Annotated in this window: 20 protein-coding genes, 1 tRNA gene and 1 pseudogene; 11 read left to right on the top strand and 11 right to left on the bottom strand. The window is 48.6% G+C overall.

Features of this window, described 5'->3' with window-relative positions; genetic code table 11:
- Window positions 1-10: 10 nt before the first annotated feature.
- Complete coding sequence (locus GA004_RS07785; protein ID WP_283396760.1) at window positions 11-1,090, bottom strand: hypothetical protein; 1,080 nt, start codon at window positions 1,088-1,090, stop codon at window positions 11-13.
- 242 nt (window positions 1,091-1,332) lie between these two features.
- Here GA004_RS07785 and GA004_RS07780 point away from each other — a divergent pair, with 242 nt between their 5' ends.
- From GA004_RS07780 to GA004_RS07745, 8 genes are all read left to right on the top strand, one after another.
- On the top strand, window positions 1,333-2,859 hold the full coding sequence (locus GA004_RS07780) for a tetratricopeptide repeat protein (protein WP_283396759.1): 1,527 nt from the start codon (window positions 1,333-1,335) through the stop codon (window positions 2,857-2,859).
- 29 nt (window positions 2,860-2,888) lie between these two features.
- Window positions 2,889-4,724 (top strand): DNA primase, encoded by a 1,836-nt coding sequence (gene dnaG, locus GA004_RS07775; RefSeq protein ID WP_283396758.1) that lies wholly within the window; start codon window positions 2,889-2,891, stop codon window positions 4,722-4,724.
- A gap of 49 nt (window positions 4,725-4,773) precedes the next feature.
- Window positions 4,774-6,507: an RNA polymerase sigma factor RpoD gene (rpoD, locus tag GA004_RS07770; RefSeq protein ID WP_283396757.1), complete on the top strand. Its 1,734-nt coding sequence runs from the start codon at window positions 4,774-4,776 to the stop codon at window positions 6,505-6,507.
- A 128-nt stretch (window positions 6,508-6,635) separates the two neighbouring features.
- Window positions 6,636-6,905 carry a Sec-independent protein translocase subunit TatA/TatB gene (locus GA004_RS07765; protein WP_283396756.1) on the top strand — a complete coding sequence of 90 codons (270 nt, stop codon included), beginning with the start codon at window positions 6,636-6,638 and terminating at the stop codon, window positions 6,903-6,905.
- Window positions 6,906-7,189: 284 nt separating this feature from the next.
- Window positions 7,190-8,221, top strand: a complete 1,032-nt coding sequence (locus tag GA004_RS07760; protein WP_283396755.1) for a rod shape-determining protein — start codon at window positions 7,190-7,192, stop codon at window positions 8,219-8,221.
- Between the two features lie 35 nt (window positions 8,222-8,256).
- Window positions 8,257-9,096 carry a rod shape-determining protein MreC gene (gene mreC, locus GA004_RS07755; protein WP_283396754.1) on the top strand — a complete coding sequence of 280 codons (840 nt, stop codon included), beginning with the start codon at window positions 8,257-8,259 and terminating at the stop codon, window positions 9,094-9,096.
- Window positions 9,093-9,629, top strand: coding sequence for a hypothetical protein (locus GA004_RS07750; protein WP_283396753.1), 537 nt, complete (start codon window positions 9,093-9,095; stop codon window positions 9,627-9,629). The genes mreC and GA004_RS07750 overlap by 4 nt, the downstream gene beginning before the upstream one ends.
- Window positions 9,626-11,554 carry a penicillin-binding transpeptidase domain-containing protein gene (locus GA004_RS07745; protein ID WP_283396752.1) on the top strand — a complete coding sequence of 643 codons (1,929 nt, stop codon included), beginning with the start codon at window positions 9,626-9,628 and terminating at the stop codon, window positions 11,552-11,554. The genes GA004_RS07750 and GA004_RS07745 overlap by 4 nt, the downstream gene beginning before the upstream one ends.
- Here the strand turns inward: GA004_RS07745 and GA004_RS07740 are convergent.
- The 4 genes from GA004_RS07740 to GA004_RS07725 all read right to left on the bottom strand — a co-directional run bounded on the left by GA004_RS07740 (window position 11,529) and on the right by GA004_RS07725 (window position 16,654).
- Window positions 11,529-13,748, bottom strand: coding sequence for a transglutaminase TgpA family protein (locus GA004_RS07740; protein WP_283396751.1), 2,220 nt, complete (start codon window positions 13,746-13,748; stop codon window positions 11,529-11,531). The genes GA004_RS07745 and GA004_RS07740 overlap by 26 nt on opposite strands.
- Entirely contained in the window at window positions 13,723-14,853 is a 1,131-nt protein-coding gene (locus tag GA004_RS07735) for a DUF58 domain-containing protein (protein WP_283396750.1), read from the bottom strand. The genes GA004_RS07740 and GA004_RS07735 overlap by 26 nt, the downstream gene beginning before the upstream one ends.
- A gap of 14 nt (window positions 14,854-14,867) precedes the next feature.
- Window positions 14,868-15,839, bottom strand: coding sequence for an AAA family ATPase (locus GA004_RS07730; protein WP_283396749.1), 972 nt, complete (start codon window positions 15,837-15,839; stop codon window positions 14,868-14,870).
- 122 nt (window positions 15,840-15,961) lie between these two features.
- On the bottom strand, window positions 15,962-16,654 hold the full coding sequence (locus tag GA004_RS07725; RefSeq protein ID WP_283396748.1) for an MTAP family purine nucleoside phosphorylase: 693 nt from the start codon (window positions 16,652-16,654) through the stop codon (window positions 15,962-15,964).
- Between the two features lie 201 nt (window positions 16,655-16,855).
- Here GA004_RS07725 and GA004_RS07720 point away from each other — a divergent pair, with 201 nt between their 5' ends.
- The 3 genes and pseudogenes from GA004_RS07720 to GA004_RS18165 all read left to right on the top strand — a co-directional run.
- Window positions 16,856-17,107 carry a hypothetical protein gene (locus GA004_RS07720; RefSeq protein WP_283396747.1) on the top strand — a complete coding sequence of 84 codons (252 nt, stop codon included), beginning with the start codon at window positions 16,856-16,858 and terminating at the stop codon, window positions 17,105-17,107.
- A tRNA-Gln gene (locus GA004_RS07715) sits at window positions 17,093-17,166 on the top strand. The genes GA004_RS07720 and GA004_RS07715 overlap by 15 nt, the downstream gene beginning before the upstream one ends.
- A 283-nt stretch (window positions 17,167-17,449) precedes the next feature.
- Window positions 17,450-17,776 (top strand): annotated as a pseudogene (locus tag GA004_RS18165) (NUDIX domain-containing protein); the annotation flags it as partial.
- Window positions 17,777-17,792: 16 nt separating this feature from the next.
- On the opposite strand, the gene recF reads toward GA004_RS18165, so the two are convergent.
- The 6 genes from recF to GA004_RS07685 form a co-directional block, all read right to left on the bottom strand.
- Window positions 17,793-18,866, bottom strand: a complete 1,074-nt coding sequence (recF, locus tag GA004_RS07710; RefSeq protein ID WP_283396746.1) for a DNA replication/repair protein RecF — start codon at window positions 18,864-18,866, stop codon at window positions 17,793-17,795.
- Between the two features lie 34 nt (window positions 18,867-18,900).
- Entirely contained in the window at window positions 18,901-19,578 is a 678-nt protein-coding gene (locus GA004_RS07705; RefSeq protein WP_283396745.1) for a 7-carboxy-7-deazaguanine synthase QueE, read from the bottom strand.
- Window positions 19,578-20,027 (bottom strand): 6-pyruvoyl trahydropterin synthase family protein, encoded by a 450-nt coding sequence (locus GA004_RS07700; protein WP_283396744.1) that lies wholly within the window; start codon window positions 20,025-20,027, stop codon window positions 19,578-19,580. Before GA004_RS07700 ends, GA004_RS07705 begins: the two co-directional genes overlap by 1 nt.
- An 8-nt stretch (window positions 20,028-20,035) precedes the next feature.
- The gene (queC, locus tag GA004_RS07695; RefSeq protein ID WP_283396743.1) at window positions 20,036-20,773 is read right to left on the bottom strand and encodes a 7-cyano-7-deazaguanine synthase QueC; all 738 of its coding nucleotides are present in this window, start codon (window positions 20,771-20,773) and stop codon (window positions 20,036-20,038) included.
- Between the two features lie 253 nt (window positions 20,774-21,026).
- On the bottom strand, window positions 21,027-21,233 hold the full coding sequence (locus tag GA004_RS07690; RefSeq protein ID WP_283396742.1) for a hypothetical protein: 207 nt from the start codon (window positions 21,231-21,233) through the stop codon (window positions 21,027-21,029).
- Between the two features lie 384 nt (window positions 21,234-21,617).
- Window positions 21,618-22,727, bottom strand: a complete 1,110-nt coding sequence (locus GA004_RS07685; protein WP_283396741.1) for a hypothetical protein — start codon at window positions 22,725-22,727, stop codon at window positions 21,618-21,620.
- Window positions 22,728-22,757 lie beyond the last annotated feature (30 nt).

Raw genomic sequence — 22,757 nt, 5'->3', positions numbered from 1 at the left:
AAGTTGCGATCTAGTTGACCGAGACGAGATTCGCAAAACTCGCATCCTTCTCGCCAAGACCGAGTTGCTCAGAATAGGCCAATATTTTCAATTCCTGCGGCAGCGGAGCAAACCCATTTTTAGTTCGATATTGGTTAATGCGTTCGCGCATGATTGAATCAAGAAGCACCGGATTATCCGACAGCATCACAAGCGGTTCCGAAACGGTATACATCGAATTGAAAATCGGTCCGCCTACATACTGAAACCGCTGCAGACTCACTATGTTCAGAGCCCAAGTCTCCCGCAGCTCGGGAACTGCCCCCATTTCCGCAACGGCCACAGGCGCCGAGGCGGGGCTTCTTAGAAAGCGAGTGGTGTTGCTTGCATTCCACATCGTCGCATTCATCAGAGCTCCATTTACTCCCAAGGTTGGATGGTCCGAATAGCAAGGTAAGTTTATCCAAAAATCGACCTCGTGCATCAGCGGCATCGGCAAATAGCTTTTGCGCTCGTTTGCGTCGTCACCCCGTTCGCCGATCGCATTCTCTTTTTCTATGTTGATCCAGTATTGAGCGGACTTGGCTGGGAGCGGACTGTCATAAAACCATTTGGCATTGTAGTACTCGCCGGAATCAAGCGAGCGTACGAACACTCGGTTAAAATACATCGAGCGCTCACTTAAGGGAGGCAAGAATCCGGATTCCCGAAGCATGCGCCCATTGAGGCCTAAAATAAATATGTCCGAACGCTCATAGCCGCGCTTAATGAGAGACTGTACCACCGCCTCCACAAGCGACTCCGGCGTGCTTAATCCAGGACCTGACTCGCTGTATACCTTGAGCCCAACCTTTCTCTTCCCGCCGGGCGTAAAATCCACCTTTTGTGATCGTTCATAGATACCCAATAAATTCTCGACCGCTTCTGAGTAACTCGACTGGGAAAAGTTTCTTAGTTGAAAGTTAAAAACCCGATTAGATGGTTCCGACTTTTCCTGGAACTCCCCAATCAGATTCTGTCCCCTAACCTGTTCCAGCAACAAAACGCCGACCAAAATCAGCAAGAGGATGAACTCACGCTTCAGGAAGTATAGAATTTTGTGGGTGTACATTGGCGATATAAGGGCTTAGAACAGACAATATAACGAGCCAAGGTTGCCAAATATTTAGAGAATCATCAAGCTTTAGGCAGCGTTGCTTGACAGTACTCATCTTGAACGCTCGGATTCGCATCTATCGAACCGCACAATTAGTTTGTAAAACGCAATCCTAAAGACCTAAAAGTTACCACAGACCTTAATAGAAACTCAGGACGCTTTCAGCCATTAAGCCCTCTCGCCGTCCTCCCGCTCGCATGCACAAGACATATTCCATTGCCAAGCGCCTTTCCTATATCGCGACCATCGCAGGCACTCTATCGATCTTGTCTGGATGTGCAAACCGTGAAGAGCGCATCAATCTCGCTCTGAACGAGGCCGATCAAGCAAGACAGAGGAATGAAACTTCAGAAGCCCTCAAGATCCTGGGCAAAGCAGCTTTAAAAAACCCTGAAAGCGCTTCCCTCCTTGAAGCCTTGGGGCACACACACCTGGAGGACAATGATCTCCAGTCCGCCATTAGCACTTACTCCAAGGCGATTGAAATAGATCCCGGGCGCGAGCGCCTTTGGGTAAACATCGCCGATCTGAACATTCGTCTAGGAGAAGAGCTGGCGGCAGCTCAAGCGCTCGAAAACTACCTCGAAGGATTTCCGGAGGATTTTCTCGCTTGGAAGAACTATGCTAACCTGCAGGAACAGCGCGGCGTCCTTAATGCAGCGATTGAGGCCTACCTCGAGTGGAACCGTATTCGGCCTTCTGCAGGGCCCGCACTGAAGCTCGGGTATCTCTTTAACAAGATGGGAAATCCGCCTCAGGCCCGATCATGGATCTCCCAAGCGGCGGCTTATGTCAATGATCCCGGAGCCAAAGAGGCTCTCGCTGCTCTGATCGAACTTGAAATCGACTTGCAGCAATACATGCCTGCCTCGACCTGGTTGGAGCAGTATGATTCGCGCTATGGTCCAGGAAGTGCAGATCCGAGGATTGTGAGGGCTCGGGATACAATCGGTAAGTGGAGAAAAGCCCAGCAAGACATCGCGGAGGCTGCGGCTGAGATTGAGAGAAAGCGAAAGGAGCTGGAAGATCAGGCTCTCTCAGAGCGGCTCCAGGGAGAGAAAGTACAGCGGGAACGAGAAGCCTTAATCGCTCAGCAATCTTTAGTAGCGGGAGCAAACGCCAACAACAATCCAGCCTTTTTGGATGTAAATCCGACGCCCGGCAATGCCGCCGAAAACGATCCTGAATCTATCAACAATCCAGTGCTAGAAGAGAAACCGCCCGTAGCCCTGGTAGATACGAATAACGAGCCACCTCCGTCAATCGTCTCGGATGTGGACTACTTGGAAGCTGCCCGTTCTGCCGTTGACCGGGAGGACTCGATGGAGGCTATTGATCTCTACTGGAGGGCTTTAGGGCCCGGTTCCGAAAATCCCGTCATCTGGCACGAACTCGCAAACGTTTACATAGAGACCCAGAATTGGCTCGATGCCGAAGCCTGTATCCTTGAAGCCAAACGGCGCGATCCAAGGTCACCTATCATTGCAAGCGCCTACTTGACGATCGTCGCTCAAACTCAGGCCCCATCCAAAGCGGTCCGCGAGGCCGAAGCTTTAGTAAACCTCTTTCCCAGGAAGGCCTCCGTTTCACTCGCATTTGCCCGCTTGCTGAGAAAAGCCAACGCTCCAAGATCGAGAATCTCCGATGCATACGACAATTTTCTTAGTGCAGCGGCACCCGGCGCGGAAGGAATCAAAGAGGCGACCACTTACCTAAGTAGGTAGAATCGAACTGGATCCCTTCCTCCCCACCCATGCCAGCGATTAAGCCGAGCAGTATTCGCGATCTCAAAGATCGGATTGGAATCTTCGATGTGGTTTCCCGTGAAGTAGCGCTCAAAAGAGCAGGTTCCAACTACAAGGGACTCAGCCCTTTCACCAACGAGAAGACACCTTCGTTTTTCATCTCGCCCGACAAAGAGATTTACAAGTGCTTTTCCACTGGAAATGCCGGTGACATCATAAGCTTTGTCATGGAGACCGAGCGCCTCAACTTCGTGGAAGCAGTGGAGGAGCTCGCTAAGCGATTCAGCATTGAACTTGAATACGAAGAAGGTGGCAGGCCTCGCGAAGACCGGTCCTTGAGACAGGAACTCTTCGAACTGCACGAATTTATCGCGAGCTACTACCATGAAGCCTTCCATGCAGGCGACGAAGGCGGAAAGTGGATTCGCAACTACTGGACCCAGACTCGGCAGTTCGAGATCTCCATCGCAGATGAGTTCAAGATCGGATTCGCGCCCGTGGGCGGATTGGAGCTTGGCCGGCGCGTAACCAAAAAGGGATTCTCCAAAGAGTCGATCGAAGCCTGCGGACTTTTCTACACGAGACAGGGCATCAATCCAGCTACCATGGGGTACCGTTTTCGCGGCAGGCTCATGATCCCCATTCGCGATCACCAAGGGCGGATTTCCGCCTTTACGGCTAGGCAACTGGAGCTAACGCCCGATGACGACCCCAGTAGGGAGGCTAAGTACGTCAACTCTCCCGAAACGCCGATTTTCAATAAAAGCTCCCTTCTCTTCAGTATGGACAGAGCACGAATGGAAGTCGATCCCGATACCCCATTCGTTATGGTTGAAGGACAGCTCGATGCCATTCGTTGCTGGAGCGTCGGGCTAAAAGGCGCCGTTGCGCCCCAGGGGACTGGAATCACGGAAAATCAGTTGCGACTGATTAAGCGGTACGAGCCTCGAGTTCGATGCCTTCTAGACGGAGACCGGGCGGGGCAAAAAGCAGCCCTTAGAATGTTGCCGCTTGCTCTCGCTCAAAGCGTTGAGGTCACATTCATCCCACTCAACGAGGGGGAAGACCCAGATGACCTACTTCGGTTCGAGGGTGCCGCAGCGCTAGATGCCCTGCTCGAGCGAGAAACCGATGCCATATCCTTTGCCGCCGATTCAATCGCCCCCAGCATCGATTCCCTCACTCCTCAAGCGAAGTCCAAAGCTGCCGCCGAGTTATTCCAAATCATTTCCAAAGCGGACTCCGAGACCACCCAAATTGAGTTTGTTAAACAGGTAGCCGAAAAGTTGAACATCGATCCTGATGCCGCAATCAGAGACTACCGGAGGTTTTCAACCAACCAAGCCACCGCCCGGCGACCCAAACAGGCAGAGAAAGGTGTCCAGAATGAACCAATCACACGTAAGACTGTCCACACGGTTGAACGGGACTTATTAGGGCTTTGCTTGAATGAGGAGGAAATCGGGTACCGAATCGCGCAAATCGTCGATGAGCAGTGGATAGACACTAGCTCTTTAGAAGGGGAACTGCTCAATCTCGTATTGAACGCTTTCCTCCACGACATGTGGAATGGACCCGATTCTCTTAACGATCAGCTTGATAAAACCGAACTAAAGAGCCTAGCAATCGACCTAATTTTCCAGAAACCCGAGTACGACAATCCCGAACGCCTTGCAGAAGAAGCGATTAAGAGACTGGTAACTAAATTTGCAGATCAAAAGATTAAGAAGATAAAACTTGAAATTGCCCAAAAACAATCTGAACAAGACTTTGCTTTAATCTCTCTATTTGACGAAATTGTAAAATTACAGAATATTAAGGGAAACCCGCCGCAACTCGAGTAGTCCCATCATCGTTCCCATATTACGGTAAAACCCACGCCAATAAAACCTTATGCCACGCAAGAAAAAAAGCGACGCAAAAACCAAGCAAGGACTGTCTAAACATCAAGTTAACGAACGTATTCGCTACTTGATTCGTCAGTCCAAAGAACAAGGCTACCTAACTTACAGCGATATCAACACTGCTCTGCCAGATGGAGTGGATAGGCAGGAAGATATCGATAATATCATCTCGATTCTGCAGAATCTGGAAATCGACATCCTCGATCCCGATGAAGTCGATTCCTACAAAGCGAAGCAGGAAGAGCAGGAAGAGGCGCAAACCAAAACCAGTCAGCACGACATACTGGACGATCCTGTTCGCATGTATCTCAAGCAGATGGGACAAGTCCCCCTTCTGACGCGAGAGCAAGAAGTCGAGATCTCAAAACGTATCGAAAGCGCTGAAATCAAAGCTCAAGAAGCCCTCTTTTCTGTAGGGATCGCTTCGGACTTCACGCTAAATCTTGCTGAAAAGCTCTACAATCGGGAAGAGCGGTTCGATCGAATCGTGATTGATAAGAAAATCGAAAACCGCGAAACCTACTTTCAAGCCCTACCCATCCTAATAGAACGATCCCGCAAAACACACGATCGCATGCTCAAGACTTGGTCTGAGCTCCGGGCAGCGGCAGATCCGGAAGATCGAAAGAAAATCCGCTCCAAGTTCAGAAAACAGGAAAATACGCTGAGAGGCAATTTTTCTAAGTTCTTTTTCAAGCTCAAAGTTTTCGAAGAGCATATCGATGACGTGATCAGCAAGGACCTGAGCCGTATCAGCCAAATCAATCGAGACCTGGATCGAGTCAAAAAGCCAAAAACAGCCAGAGACGCCCAGCTTAATCCTCAAAAGTTGAAAGACGAATTAGAAGAAATCCACGACAAGCACCGCATTGATCCCGAAAAATTAGTCCGGTTGATTGGTGATGTTCGCATGCGTCTGAGAGAAGCGCATCAGGCGAAAACGGAGATGGTCGAGGCGAACCTTCGCCTCGTCATTTCAATCGCGAAAAAATATACGAACCGCGGACTCTCTTTCCTCGATCTGATTCAAGAAGGCAATATGGGCCTGATGAAAGCGGTTGAGAAATTCGAGTACCGCCGCGGATACAAGTTTTCGACTTACGCTACATGGTGGATACGCCAAGCCATTACACGCTCGATCGCTGACCAAGCTCGCACGATCCGCATCCCGGTTCACATGATTGAAACGCTGAACAAGGTCATGCAGGTTCAGAAACAGCTTTTGCAAGAGTACGGACACGAGCCGACACCGGAAGAGGTCGCAGAAGAAATGGCCCTCCCAGTAGAGCGTGTTCAGACCATCATGAAGATGGCTCAACAGCCAATCTCACTCCAGAGCCCCGTCGGCGATGGAGATGATACCAATTTCGGCGACTTCATCGAAGATAAGTCAGCGGAGAATCCCTACGATCAAACGGCTTTCAGTCTGCTACGCGAGAAGATCATCGACGTTCTTGATAGCTTGACCGAACGCGAACGAAGGGTTTTGTCACTGAGATTCGGACTTGTCGACGGCTACAGCCGCACCTTGGAAGAGGTTGGAAAGCAATTTAAGGTTACCCGCGAGCGAATCCGGCAGATAGAAGCGAAAGCGCTACGAAAAATGCGTCATCCCACCCGTATTCGGCAATTGCACGGATTTTTCGAAAGCGAACAATTCGACGGCCCAAACACTTTTCTCAGCGACCAGCAGAATACCGGCAGAGAAACCGGTTCCAAATAAGCATACGGAGCCAAAACAAGGATAGAATTGCCAGATTTCGCAAAGCAGCATTGCCAGGCACAAACAAAACACACAATCTATAGAAACGTTTATCACGATTTCTTACCCAACACCGAAAGTATTTTAAAATGGAAACAACATATTCACTCGCTTTTTTAACGAATCTTGGCTGGCCCGAGATTGTCGTCATCCTCGTCGTATTTATACTCCTTTTTGGAGCGAAAAAACTACCTGAGCTCGCACGAGGAGTCGGAAAATCGATCAAGGAATTCAAGAAGGCCACGAGCCATATCGAAGATGATCTCCGTACTGCGATGGAGGAAGAGCCCGCTCCGAAAAAGCCTATCGAAACAAAGCAACCTGCAGAAACGAGCGAGAAAGCGACTTCCGAGAGCTAAGTTTCTGTCTTCAAATTTCTGCTACACACTTTCACACGGCCGGCCGATCTTACAAACAGCCGGCCGTTTCTTATTTAGCGAGCGACACCCTTCTCAATCGTTCCCGCCTATACTAGCTATCCTTACAGATCCTTTCAGGATCGCATAAAATGCCCAGAAACCCTCTCATTTCCTAGACAAAGAGACGTTTAGCAGTTTTTTTCCGTATTCAAAATTGCTTTTGAGTAATGCTCCGTTTAAACACTTGCTTCAAAACGTCCTTTCGTTGAACATTTTAGGCATTCATGTTGCGAAATTTCCTCGGTCTATTTTCTAACGACATCGGTATCGATCTCGGAACAGCAAACACCCTCGTCTACTCAAAAGACAAAGGGATTGTTCTTCGCGAGCCAAGTGTTGTCGCCATTCACAGTGGAACCCGAAGAGTTCTCGCAGTAGGTAACGAAGCGAAGAAGATGCTGGGGCGAACCCCCGGCAACATTACCGCAATCCGTCCGATGAAAGACGGTGTCATCGCCGATTTCGATATTACTGAGGCGATGCTCCGCTACTTCATCAAGAAGGTTCAAACGGCTAAGATCATTCCCCCCAGAGTCGTAATCGCTATTCCATCAGGCATCACTGAAGTCGAAAAACGCGCTGTAAAGGAATCTGCGACGCACGCTGGCGCTCGAGACGTAATGCTTCTGGAAGAACCAATGGCAGCCGCTATTGGCGTTGGATTGCCCGTAGAGGAGCCGGCTGCCAATATGATTGTCGATATCGGTGGCGGTACTACGGAAGTGGCAATTATCTCGCTAGCTGGAGTTGTTTACGCAAAGAGCATACGTGTAGGGGGCGACGAGCTTGATGCGGCGATAATCAATTACATGAAGAGAGCCTACAATCTACTGATTGGGGAGAGAACTGGTGAGGAAATTAAACTGCGAATCGGATCGGCAGCCGCTTTGGATGAGGAAATGACTCTCGAAGTGAAAGGACGAGACTCAGTGGCCGGTCTTCCCAAGACCATCCAAGTTTCTTCTCAAGAAATCCGGGAAGCCCTACACGATACTGTCAACGCGATCGTAGAGGCCGTTCGTAGCGCCCTTGAGAGATGCCCACCGGAATTGTCGGCAGATCTAGTCGACCGAGGATTTGTCCTCGCAGGCGGTGGCGGTCTCCTCAGAGGGATCGACCGTCTGCTTTGCGATAGAACCGGACTCCCCGTCATCATCGCAGACGATCCCCTTAGCGCGGTCGCCAATGGAACCGGTGCCGTATTGGCAGAATTAAATGCACTGCTACCTTACGTTTCTAGCGATTCCAAAGATTAGAGCGTGCGACTAGAATCACGCGAACGGGCGGTCCATTGGCAAAAAAGCGATTCTTTAGCATAAAGCCTTTTGCTGTCCTTTTTGGAGTAGCAGTTTTTTGGATATTCGTTCCGGTAGCGGTTAAGACCACGCTACAATCTGCATTCTACGAGTTTCAGGCTCCCATGAATGCCGGAGCTTCCTACGTGAGGGAGCTTCAAAATTTCTGGGCAGCCCGATTAAAGTCAAAAAGCGAACTATACGAAGCAGGCAAGGATCTCGCCCACCTCAATTCTGCCTATCAGTTGGAAGTCCTTGAGAATCAGTCCCTGAAACAGGAGGTAGTCCGACTCGAAGCCCTTTTGGGACTGCCCGCAAGACCTGAATACAAATACGAGATAGCTCGCGTCGTCACCCGAGATTTTAACTCTTGGTGGCAACACTTCGAAATCCGTAAAGGTTCTCGTCACGGAATTCCCGTTGGAGCGCCTGTTGTTTTCTCTGGAGGTGTAGTGGGTCGCATCCGCGAGGTACACGAATATACGTCAACCGTAGAGCTGTTGAGCAATAGCCATCTTCGAATGGCGGTTGTAATCGAGGGCGACAACCGACCTATGAGTTTTCGCGGTGCAGGGTTTAAGATATTTCGTTCTCCCATAGGTCTTGCCGAGTACGTTCCCAACGATATTTCGATCTCAGATCCTTCCAATCCACCACGAATAGTCACTTCTGGAATGGGCGGTATTTTCCCAGCAGGCTTGCATATCGGGTACCTTCAACGCCTGAGGCCAGGGGCTAGCGGCATGTTTCAAGATTGTGACGTACGTTTGGAAGAACGACTCTCCAATCTCACCGAGGTTGCCGTTTTGATCACAATTAAGGAAGGTATGGAATGAAGTTTGCATCTCGCAACCGCTGGATCATAGTGGCAATCGCCCATTACGTCACGATTTTATTCTTCACCCAGCTCAATTTCTACATCGCTCCATTCGGGATCAGTGTATTGATTGCTGGGATGCTACTCTCATTTAGCTCGCTCACCCTAAACCACCTTCAAGGCAGCTTCTCTCTCATACCCGTCGCCTTTCTCATCGATACAAAAACCCCTTTTCCATTTGGGTCCTCACTTCTAACCCTGATCGGTCTTCACTACATTGCCGTCCTTGTCCGATATCGATTGAGACGCGAATCCGAAGGAGCCAGTCTTGCAACTGCCCTCGCTGCAAACCTAGCGATCTATATCGTATATACGTTTTTGGCAGCCGCTAATTTGGGAACCGAAGGAATTAACGCCTTTCAGGTAGCTATGAATCTCCTAATAAGTAGTCTGGTTATAGCCCTGATCAACTTGCACTACCAGAGAGCCCTGATTGAAATACTAGGAGTTTTTGGCATCAACGTCGCCCTAGAAAAGCGTCAGTCCCGATGAATACGGAAAACACAAAGAAATACCAGTCACGTCTTTGGATATTCTACGCTATTCTCGGACTACTTCTCGTCATTCTATACAGTGGCCTATTTTTTCGCCAGCTAATCGAGTCCGAATCGCATGCGGCAAAAGAGAAAATCCAAAACCAGCGTCGGATACTAACCCCTGGTCCAAGAGGCAATCTTCTGGACAGGGAAGGACGAGTTCTAGTAGCAAACAAGTCCAAGTTCTCGGCCGTCGTTTTTCTTTCAGAGAACCAAGTACAGAAATCTTTCAGTGACAGCTATCGGAGGATGGTACGAGACTACCGTGAACGAGGAGAAAAAATTAAGAGTTACTCAGAGCTCAGAATACTCTCGCGAGCGAACGTTCTTCAAAGCTACCTCAAGGGGGTCAACGAATTGATCGGCCGACATGAAGAAGTGGATGCAACCGCCATCACCCGACACTTAAATGTCAATCCACTACTTCCCTACCCCCTCATCGACAACCTTGCTCCCGAAGAGTTCGCGATCCTTCTGGAATCGCTTCCCGTCGAGTCACCTGTTCAAGTGTACGTATCCAACATGCGCCACTATCCCTACGAGAACGCAGCCACGCACGCCCTTGGATACGTAGGATACAGTCCACTAGAGGTTCAAAGCGATATGCCAGGATCAGAACTGAGGACGTTCGCGACAAAAGGCACCTACGGTCGCAATGGAATTGAAAAGCGTTTCGACGAGCAACTACAGGGTAAAACCGGCTCTGAAATCTGGGTCGTCGACCCTAGCGGATACCAAGTGGAATCCGTCCAAAGGGAGTATCCGAGAAAAGGCCGAGATATCGAATTGTCCATCGATATTGACCTCCAATTAGCTGGCGAAGCCGGATACGATCTATACGGCGACAAAGGAGCCCTAGTCGCCATTGACATAGATAGAATGGAAGTTTTGGCGATGCTCAGTCGGCCCGACTACAATCTGAACCAAACCACCCCTTTCATCTCAAACAAGATTTTCAAGGAAATCAGCGACAATCAAGCCTGGGAGAACAAGGCCTTGCGCGGCTTGTACCCTCCTGGTTCGCCTTTTAAGCTAATAACCGCCATCGCAGGGCTAAAGGCGGGCAAAATAGACGATAATACAGTCTTTGAATGCGACGGTTCCCATCGAGTTGGAGGCCGCAACTTCCCCTGCATGGGCCACCATGGAGAAATCGACTTGCGCACCGCTATCGAGAAAAGCTGCAATGAATACTTCTATCGGGTTGGGCTAGAAACGGGCGTTGACAATTTGAGTCGGGAAGCCATCTACCTCCGCCTTAACGAACCCACTCACATCGATTTGCCAAACGAAACTCGGGGAATGCTTACGCCTTCTCGAGAGTGGAAAAAGACTCGCTTTGGAGAGCCATGGTATCCAGGTGACACTGCAAATATGTCGATTGGACAAGGTGCCCTAATCGTAACCCCACTCCAAATGGCCCTGATGGTAGCTTCGGTTGCTAAAAATCAGGTCTATTCCCATCCGAGCATTCTTAAACAATCACCCGAACAACTCGCCCGGCGCCCCGCCCCAAAACCTCTGGGCCTTCCCGAAAACTTGCATAAGGCGATAATAGATGGCATGGACCGCGTAGTCAGCCCCACCGGCACCGCTCGCGCCGCTATCATCAAAGGAGTCAACATTGGAGGTAAAACAGGCACTGCCCAGATAAACAAAAAGGATGGCAATTTTGAGCTTGCTTGGTTTGTCGGATTTGCACCGATCGAGGACCCAAAAATAGCGGTGGTCGCCCTGGTAGAGGGACAGGAACTCAATGTGAGCTTTGGCGGCGGCCGATACGCCGCTCCGATGGCTCGCTACGTCTTGGAGGCCTACTTTGACAAGCGTCCCGAGTACGTAAACACTCAGGAAGCTACAACCACCGCCGCGCTTCCTTGAATACAATACGCGGGTTTGACCACGAGTCTCGGCGACCAAATCTTAGCCGTTTCAACTCCTGTATAACTGATTCCCGTTTCCCTTTCGCATCGTCAGTCAGGTCTCTATGCTTCGTTTCGTACTTCTTAAGAACCTTGCTCGCCTTGCGCCGAATCGGGTCTCCCCTCCTAAATGTGGCTAAGAATAATTCGCGATAGTTCAGTACGAGTTTTCTCTGAAAAAGCAGTACTAAGATCGCAACTACCAAAGAACTCATCGAATTTATAAACTTCTTGGTACTCCATGGGGCGACGATCCAGGAATACACTTCATTGGCCGTGCTAATGACCCACTCCTCTGCTACTTGTATGTAAGCCAAAAAGAAGTCCTTCATCAGAATCGCAACTTCCTTCTGCGCCTGTTCGTCAAAGTTCACGATTCTACGATACCACAACATTCGGAGGCTATCGAAATAAGCAAGCGTATCACTTTCACCCATCTGTGCCTCAATTGGCACAGTCGTTTGCGGTGCCATCGGTAAGTCCGAACCTGGCGTCGGATCAACGCGAAACCAGCTATCTTTCCCATCGAAGACTTCGCACCAAGCGTGAGCATCTGAATTCCTCACCATGTAGTACTTCTCAAACGCATTCCAGGCACCGCCTTTGTAACCGATAACGACCCGGGACGGAAATCCGGCAGCCCTTGAGAGCAGGATGAGTGAAGAAGCGAAGAACTCGCAATGCCCATCCAGATCCGACTGAAGCCAGCGAACTACAGGATCATTAATACCTGATGCTTCCGGCAAATTCACGCTCATCGAATAATTGTGACTTTCAGACAGGTACTGAGTCGCTCGAGTTGCAAATGCAACCGCATCCATCGGGACTCCCCCCGTTATCTTTTGAACAATTATATCCAAATACTCCTTAGCTGCCTTATCATTGGGCAGTCCAAGTAAAGATTCGGGATAACTGTAGCTTGTAAACTCTTCTGTTTGGCTAATGCGGCGCATTATCGTCTCATTAAACCGGTCAGCCGGAACATCTGGTATGTTTGATTTGAAATCTACTCCTTCCAATTGGTAGGAAACCATTTTACTAGGCGTTTCTCTCAAAGAGAATGCATGCAACTGCGGCCCGATACTCAGTTCGTTTAGATTGGCAAAGGTAAACTGTTTAAACGAACCCAGAACAGGCAGGAACTTGCTTACTCCCGGTTCAACGAAAAATGTCCATCTATCTCTTGTTTCATCTCGACTAGGCATGTCCGAAAACAGTAGGTCACTCCAATACCGAACTGCCATATAAGGAGTCGTACCTCTGTTGTTCAGCGACTCTTTGAGATTCGGTGAAATGGAAAAGCTTCCATTGTTGTAGGAGTCGAGCGCCACTATGCGCCAGTAGGGAGTGGCTGGCACCATTTGCTCTCCCGAGACATCAACACGCAAAGCTACTCGCGTGTCGTTCTTGATGTTCGTGACTTCACCGAGATTCAAGCTCTCACTGAAACCAGTTTGGGAGGATGTTGCTTTCATGTTGAACAAGTTGACCTTGTTTTGAATGTCCACTCGCGGAATGAAGAGGAAAGCGACACCTGCGATCCCAATCAAGGCCGTGAACATTGCAGACCCAATTGCAAGATTACGGTAACGAGAAGAACGAGCCAAATGAAACCAGCCTTCATGTTTTTGCCATGCATTGTAGGCGTCTATCTCTTCGCTTCTACCACCTGATCTGCTATCCAGAATCGTACCAGCAGTCAGAAAGCCAATCGCTAATCCGGAAAAGAAAAGTAGCTGTAGCCCGGATACGAGTGATGCGGTTAACATACCAGTCATTACTAGAAGAAATAGACAAAGCAAAACGAGTTGCATCTCTTCTCTTCGCTTCTGGTGATTCAATGCTCGATAAATAACTAGCCAGGTATTCAGGTTAAGCAGAGCTGGTATGGTTTCTCTTGCCAGAACGTCAATTGACACCAGAGGGACGATAATGAAAGCGAAAGCCTTCCAAACGATAGGGGGAGTACTCGAATACTGCTTTGGGAAAAAAATGCATGCCCAAATAGCAGCAATCCCTATTAATGCAGGGACTCTACTAAGACTCCCAAGATTTAAAAGTGCTGTCATGGATACAAACGCCATGAGAGCCCCCACCAACCACTTCAGTCTGTACAGGGCGTTAACGCTAAGCTTTGGCAATCGTCGTTCCATTTACTATCGCTTCCACTGATTTCCCATCCAAAGGTGAAAATACTACACAATTCGATTGTACCAAATTCTCACTGTCACTTGATTCCCTTCCCCATAATAGGGCAGAAACTTCATCAAGGAAGCTACTCAAATCGGCTACTCGACTTATCTTGATCGAGGCACCGCCAACGATTCGGCAATGATCCAAGTCACCCGCTAAGAATAAGTCCTCAGCAAGGCTTGCGACAAACGAGCACATTTTCTCAAACACATCCTCTTTGGGCCACAGATACCGAGACGGATTTACAACCAGCGAATATCGCGCTTGGCTCTCAGCGGCATGTTGCTTAACAACTAGAGTCCCCTGTCGTGCAGAAACTTTCCAGTGGATAGATCTTGGCGCATCTCCTTTTGCATATTGCCGCAGACCGATTAGCTCTCCAGTTGATCCCTTTGTTTTGGTACTAGCACCCTGCCATCCAAAACCAGTCCCAATCATCTTGAGTCTTTGATACTCAGTACGAGCCGGCCAAATCCTTGCTTTCACTTCACACTCTCCCAGCACATGCTTGCGTAGAAAGCCAAAAGGGAACGAAGACGTGGTCTCAAATATGCGAAATCTGGTTACGCATCTCTTCTTTGGACGATGCCGCCACACGAGCCGGCTTGACTCTCCGGGAGCGAGGCTCTCAGTTAAATAAAGGTCACTCACTTCATGAGATGTCTCGTCTCCCAAATGGAAAAGTAGGCAGAACAAGGGAAATCTTTGTCTCGCATTCTCAACTACGACTGCGACCTCACCATCTTCGCCAACTCTAAAAGTAGAGCTCGTTTCGAGCCTCCAACGTGCTGAAATGATGTTCGACCAGCAAAAAAAACCGCTCATGATAATCGTTGCAATCAGCAAAGATAGGGCCGCGAAAAGTATATTGTTTTCAGTGTTATAAGCAGCCAACCCAAGGCATAGTCCAATAAGGATTAACATCATACCAGAAGCGGTCGGGAGAACCTTTTCCCCTTTTGGGGGGATAAAAATCTCCTTTAGCTTAACCGAAAATGGCCTTGGCGTCCGACCCGAAGCAGGACCACGCCACATAAACTGGTCCTTTGAGGCAGAAATTGACATTGCTTTCTATAATTTTACTTCGGCTGCGGGACTACTGCTAAAATTCGCGAAACAATTCCCTCAACTAAACGACGCTCCTCGATAGCATCGGAGGAGGGACGACGCAAATTCAAACGGTGGCTCAAAACTGAGGAAGCAACGGAATTCACGTCTTCTGGCACTACAAAATCTCTTCCAAAATACAGAGCACGAGCCTGGGATGCCGCCTTCAAGGCCAGACTTCCCCGAACACTGATTCCCGCCTTGAACTCGCTTTCTGTTCGTGTTGCAGTTACGACTCTCATGATGTAATCCAAAATGCTGTCCTCCAAATAGATTTTGGAAACCGTACTTCGAATCTTCACTATTTCCTCTTTGCTCACGGGGTCACCAAAGTATAGATCATCGTAACCAGAATTCTTCCCAGCTAGGATTTCTAACTCGTTTTCAGTACTCGGGTAACCCATTTGAAGTCGCATTAGAAATCGGTCCATCTGACTTTCCGGAAGCGGAAACGTCCCTTCGTAGTCCACTGGGTTTTGAGTAGCTAGTACTATAAATGGGTCCCCTACCGAATAAGTCTCACCATCAATGGTAACTTTTCCGTGATCCATAACTTCTAGAAGACTCGATTGCGTTTTTGGCGTCGCTCGGTTTATCTCATCTGCCAGAACGATATTTGAAAAGATCGGCCCTTTTTTGAACACGAAAGATCGCTTGCACTCGTCATAGATAGAAACACCAGTAACGTCAGTGGGAAGCAAATCACTCGTAAACTGTATTCGCTTGAAGTCCGAATGCATCGCTCGAGCGAGACAATACGCCAAAGTGGTTTTTCCAACACCCGGTAAGTCTTCTATAAGAGCGTGGCCTCCCGCTGCAAAACAGATCAGAATGTTATCAATGACATCGTCTTTCCCCTTGATCCGGCTGTTGATCAAGCCCTTAAGTCGATTAAAAACCTCCCGTGAGGCGATCATTGCTTCTGTAGAGAGAAACTCGCTCATATCGTTATAAATTTAAATTCTCACTGAAGCATGTCCTCAGCCCGCCTAAACCATCGGCTGAATCGAGGGGGAATTTACTCTAATAGGGGGCTATTTACCCTAAGATAACCGTAAAACTCCATCTACTTGCCAAATCGGGCAGTTACGCCACTTAAAATTCCATCAATAACCGATTGGTTTCGGTCAACTGAATCGTGGAATTCACTCATACTAAGTTTCTGATCTCCAATGCCGTGCGCATAGTTGTCAATCATGCACAAGGAAGTGAGCGAGACCCCGCTTTCCAAGAGCAAATCCGCTTCGTTGCCGAAAGTCATTCCAACCACGTCACAACCCCAGCTCTGAAGGATTCTTACTTCGGCTTTTGTTTCAAATCGTGGCCCACGCGTCTGGGCGTAAACCCGATCAGATTCGATCCCTTGAGGACACAGCCTCTTTAAATCGTTCAGAAGCCCGTTGTCGATAGCTGGCGCGAATCCGCTGGGGCGATCATCGATAAACGTCATTGGAGCAAAACTCACGTAGTCCGAACAAGAAACCAACGTTCCGGGCTTCAAATTCTCCTTTAAAGAACCCACTGAGGTCACTGCTAGCACTGCGTCTACACCCAAACCTTTTAGGGCAGAGACATACCCTCTATAGTTGCTCCTATGGGGAGGAAGCGGTTCTGAAAAGCCGTGACGATTCACTACTACGATTCCCTTACCGCGCTTGAAGTCAATCGCTCCGTAAGGCGTCTCCACTTGATCCAATTTCCAGTCCTTAAAAACTGCCGACCGGTTGATGCTCGTTCCGCTAATGATCGCTAAATTCATGTTTCTATATAGAGCCTTCCCCCCATTCAAATCAACAATCAACGCGACTCTTTCGCCAGCAAGAGCTTAGAAATACACCTTCATCCCGTTTTTTCCTGAATCACGGTCAATAGTTACTCAACGGTGACGATATACTACTCCATCCATCATGAGTCGCTCGATCCCCAAAACCGTTTCTGCTAACCAGTTGAACCAGGAACAATGCAGAAAGTTCCTCGCTGGCAACCGTTCTTGCTTCTACCGTGGCTTTTGGAAAAACTCTCCCTACAAACAGGAGAAGAATTCCAATCATCGAGCGTTGGTAGAAAAGTCTACGCAAGGACCGAATTAGCCCCGGCCTGCCAGATCCAAGACGCTAGAAACGTCGCTTCTCATTCCAATGGCGGACGTTTTTCTATTGATTTTCAGAATCCCAATCCTAGCTTCACCGACTGCGATGGCCTCGTGGTGTAATGGTAGCACTAAGGATTCTGATTCCTTCTGTCGGGGTTCGAATCCCTGCGAGGCTACCAACCACGCACTGCTTCAACGATGCCGTATCGAAAAAGCCCCCCCCTACTCTTGTCGCTTTCAGGCCCTCCAAGAATGAACCTTTCAGAAAAACCGATTCTTGGTCATTTTGACTTTTGCCCTTCCTGCGGCTCCCCTGCCAGAACCCATACACAAAAACTTCTTCTTTCTGTTGAGACTGCTTTCTTGAAACGGACTTCAGCCCAGTTTCCTCTGCAGCGGCTTTAATCCAAGATTGCGATGGGGATATCCCATTCATAAGAATAGCACAAGGAGCCAAATAAAGGGAAGCTCGGAATACCGGTCGGATTCGTAAATCCCATAGAACACCTGGAAACCGCAATGCTTCGAGAAGTTAAGGAAGAAGTCGGAATCCAATTGGACACTTGGAAGTACCTTGGAGGTTGGCCCAACGAATATTCCCACAAGTCTATAGTTAACGATGTCTACTTTTTGGCTAGGGTGGAAAACTTTCAGAGCGTCCAAACGTGCTCCGACGAAATTGAAGGGATCTTTATTAAAAACCCGGGTACAATCAACACTGAAGCGCTCACAATTCCCTCTCTAAAAATTGCCGTCTTTGCGTATCTACATAACGGTCACAGGAGCTAGTCAGCTGTCAAAAATACTACCCGGTAAAATTCCCCTTCGAAACCTCGACGATTCTCCAATCGTCTTTCTCTCCAGGCGAGGGTAGCTGAGTGCCTGTCGCAATGATTTGCAAATCCTTGTCAAGAACAGACCAGAACCTATCTCTACGTTGCTGGTCTAACTCCCCCAGAGCATCATCTGCAAGAGCAACCGGTCTGAATCCAAATCGGCTCTGCCAAAACTCGATAATCGCCAACGAAAGTGAAAGCGTGATTGAACGCTGTTGTCCTTCAGATGCAAAGTCATCGGCAGACATCCCGTTTAATGAGATCGAAAAGTCGTCGCGATGTGGCCCCTTACCCGTCGACTGTAAGTAGCCATCTCTTTTCCGGTTTTTCTCCAACAACTTGAGATAGTCCCCTTCATCTTCGAGCTCTGCACTTCGACTATACTCCAAGGCCAAAGTTTCACCATCTAATGAAATTTCTCGGTGCACGCCAACGGCATACTCCATGAGAGAATCCAATATCTCCGTTCGAACCCTGCAAATCTTCAATGCCGGTTCGTCCATTTGCGATTCGAAGGCGGATACTACTGCATCAGACTCATTTTGCTTCAGTAGTGCATTCCTCTCCTGCAAGAGCTTCTGAAAGGTCTGCAATGCTCTAAAATAGTTGCGATCTACGCCACAGATAAACGCGTCAAAAAAACGCCTTCGATTTCCTGGAGTGCCCCGAGTTAATTGTAAATCATTGGAAGAGAGTATCACTGTCGGAAATTTCCCAACAAAATCTGACAATCGTTTTGTGGGTTCACCATCGATCCAAACTTCTTTTCCAGACTTCTTAATTCTAGCCCTAACCTGAGTCTCGCCCAGGTCTTCGTGGTCTAAGTCATATACAATTTCCGAATACAACGCCGCGGGACCTATCACCACCCGATTCTCATGAGTACGAAAGGGACGTAAAGCAGTCGCCAGTCCAAGAGCCTCCAGCATATTCGTCTTCCCCTGCCCATTCGGGCCATGAAGAAACACACGAGGAGATCCTAGTTCCAACCGGTTGAATTCTATATTCCTATAGTTTCTAACACTGATCCGCTTAAACTGCATTCCTCAATCTATGTAGTCTCTCATCAGCAAACTTCTAATATCCCCGCATCGGATTTCCGCCAAGAGGCGAAGGCTTAGCTGAATTTCGATCCAGCAAGTCAGCACGATAATACTTGTGCCCTTGCAAACCAGCTCGGAAAGGAGCACCATTCTTCTTCACAAATTCCGTTATTGACTCCAGAATACGCGGATCCTTCCTAACTGACCACTCGGGGTGGAGCCATACCGAACGCTTATCAATCGAATTGCCCAATGCATCTACCCACTTCTGAACCGAGCTCTCATCTTCAACAATCAGCTTAAACTCGTTCGCAACCGCCAATGACTCGGGCAATGGCGTTGAAAGCCATTTAGGGCTCAAGGTTATCCAATCGAACGAAACTCTAATCTGAAACGAACCCGACGTTTCCAAATGGGATTTTAATCCTCTCTCCTTCATGGCATCAGTCAATGGCCCCAAATCATGAATTGTCGGTTCTCCACCCGTAATCACCACTAGATCGCACCTCACCGCAGCCGCTGCGTCCGCGATCGTGGCAGCGTCTATCCTATCTATTTTTTCTGGGACATAATCGGGATGCCAAGTTCCTGCCGAGTCACACCAAGGGCAATGAACAGGACATCCATACAGACGTACAAAAAAAGCTGATTTTCCCGAATGATCTCCCTCACCCTGCCATGAGTGAAACATTTCATGAACCGGATATTCCATCAATCTAATTCCGGACTATACGTGGCACTGTTTCGAAAATCCTCTTTAACAGTTACTGAGATTAGAAACGCCCTTCCTCCCGACATTTCTTGTATCATTGGTTTGGCGACATTGAAAAGACATTTCGCCATCCCTTCACTCGAACATTGCTCCACGACAAGTGACTTGAAGACGCTATTTCCATTTTCGTCCTTTAAAATCATAAAGGATTCAAGCAGCGGATCGTCTTGGTTGAAGACACAGGCATGATCCAAATTTTCCTCCAACCAGGCGCGTAATTCCTTTAATTTTCCAAAATCTACGACGAATCCGCAATCGTCCAGTTGATTACAGCCAAACGTGAAGGTAAAACTCCAATTATGGCCATGAATCTTGGCACAATGACCATCGTGCCTATGCTGCCGATGAGCAAAGGGAATTTCCGAGTAAGTCTTTTGGCAGGTGAACATTCTGAATATCAAGTTGGAAGGTGCCAGTTTTGAGCGACAAGCGTTTCGACGCTCGGCGCACTAGCGGAATAGCTCGTTGGGTCCTCGACGCCCGCCAAATGAAAAGCTTCCCTGCGCTCGATGCAAGTACCACATTTTCCACAATGCAAGTCTCCTCCTTTATAGCATGACCAAGTGCTTCCTAAAGGAATTCCTAGACGATGCCCCTCTGCCACAATCCCATTTTTGCTTGAATTAACAAAAGGACGATAGAGTCGAATTTCGCTCCAGTCGCAGAGTCGCATGGCTTGATCTAATGTATTGGCAAAACTCTCCCGACAATCAGGGTAGATTGCATGGTCCCCGCTATGTGCGGCGTAAGCCACCGCTTCCGCCCCTTTCGTAATCGCCCATGCCGTTGCCAATGAAATCAGGATCATATTTCGATTAGGGACGACGGTCTGTTTCATCGATACTTCTTCGTAGTGTCCCTCTGGCACGTCTGTATCAGAATCCGTCAAACCGCTCGATCCAAACAAAGTCGCAATGCTCCTCAAGTCCACTATTCTATGTTCCATTCCGAGCCTTTCACAAATCTCCTTCGCCACCAGAATCTCTTTGCGGTGTTTCTGGCCATAGTCGAAGCTCAGGGCTCCTTGTAAATCGACTCCCTGCTCTAACATCGAGTACAACATTACAGTAGAATCCATCCCCCCTGAGTAGACAGCAATAGCGGTCTCAGGAATCTGGTCTGTACTTTTCGGCATCGTCGCGGGGATAGACGGAGCCCTCCACCAAGTCAAGCGCGGTTGAGGGAAGCTAGAATAAGGGCACCACACTTCGCGGAATCGCCTCGTCCCAAGGAAGCCATTTTTTGAAAGTTTCGACGATCATCCCGCGAGTTCTTTGGTCTAGAATCCCTCCGTTGATCTCGTTCCATTTCGATACCCAACTTACCCGCTCGTCCACACTTAAAAGTACATTTTCAACGTTGTATTCATTATTTTTGAAATTTGTTTCTTACTCACCCTTCAGTAATTCCTGGAATCTTTCGAACTCGTCCAAAATGAGTACCCCTCCTGCTACATCTAGACACTCTGATTTTATCAATTCCAGAACCATTTCAAGATCGTCCGGACTACAATCAGCTTCGCTTCGAAAACGTTGAAAATTAGAAAAAGCCAGCAGCTTCCAGTAATCGACTTTCGTTTCGCAGGAAACCGCCATTTCCTTTCACAAAACGAAATCGATTCGTTTTCACAATATTCTCTCTGCGAATACAAGGGCAAGACTTTCCTTTAGTGCGATGGGGCCGGCTCTAATATCCAATTCCCTATGACAAACGCACCGCTCCCCTGATTGCCTGAAAAGGTAAGCTTCGAGAAACCGCTGGCTGGGCTTTCTTGTTGAGAAACGACCCTGAACTCTGACCTTTCCGCCCTATTTCTCGTTGCGGCCCAAACTGTTCCCGACCGCTTCTGCTATCTCGGCATTTGATGCGACCCCAACTACTGTAAATTCAATTTGGCCATATTCGATCCACTCATAAAGCCAATCCTGAACTCCCCCCGTATCAGGACAAAACCGTCCTTATTTTCCCTCTTTAGTTGATCAGAATTTTGAAGGGACCCTTACGATTCGCACCCTCTGACCTTTTCCTGCTCCGGCACTGCCCGTTTCCTCCGGAACCGCTATAATGAAGTCCCCTCCCGGCTCCGGTAACATCGCAAACTTTCCCGGCGTTGAAAACGTCATCTCTGGCTTGAACCGAATCAAACGGGATGCCTTCCTCCCCCGAGGAACTACCAGCTCACCCTTGTTCGTTGCCAAAAGAACTTTTCCACCCGGCGTTAGACGCATGCTGCTCAAAGCTGTTAGCTCGCGTACTACGGTCTGGATTTTCATCACGTTGTGAAAGTCGCTGCGGGCAACCTTGAACACCGCTCCCTTTGTTGCTCCTTGAATGTGATTGGCCACGAAGAAAACCGAGTCGTCAGCACTCTGATAGGAGATATCTCCCGGAATGCTGGAAATTTTCATTACCTCTACATCCATAGGACTTTTACCTGTAAACATATCGATCAAACCAATAATGCTAATCTGGTAAATGACTGGCTGTGCCTTAATCCTGTTTTTGAATAGATTCCCGCCAATCCCCGTATCCCCAATGTAAACACTTCCGCTTTTGTCGATCGTGATGTTATTGGGCGAAACCAAGGGATTCTCACCATTCAATTTGACATCCGAAGCAGGACCCAGATCTACCTTCTTTATCAACTTGCCAGTAGTTGGGTCATACAAGGACAGACCGATAAAATCGGCCGAGGCATCCTTAATCATTCTCCCATCCTCCGTTTCTATCAGCGGCGTGCCAGAAACGAGAATGAGCGACCCCGCTGGAGCGACACCTGCCAAATCAACGGGTAGAAAATCAATGTCGGAAGGAGCCGTTAATCCGACGACAAATCGCTTGCTTGCCAGTTTGAATTCGGGACCTTCACTTACGCTGAACTTAGTTATTGAGCCCGCATCTCGGCGGGCACCCACTTCACCCCTAGATCGATTGACTACGAAAAGCGACTTCCCATCTGGGGAAAAAGCGGCCGAAACGGGCCGATCAAAACCCGGTAAGTCCTCAAGGACCACAGGTCTCGCACCATAGACAATTAATGGGGCAAAAACGGCTGCAAAAAGGATAAAAAAGCAGAGCGAAATTTTCATTATTGAGGGATTAACTAGTAAATATCAAGT

The sequence above is a fragment of the Candidatus Pelagisphaera phototrophica genome, from assembly GCF_014529625.1.
Lineage (GTDB): Bacteria > Verrucomicrobiota > Verrucomicrobiia > Opitutales > Opitutaceae > Pelagisphaera > Pelagisphaera phototrophica.
This window is presented reverse-complemented; position numbering and strand designations above follow the sequence as displayed.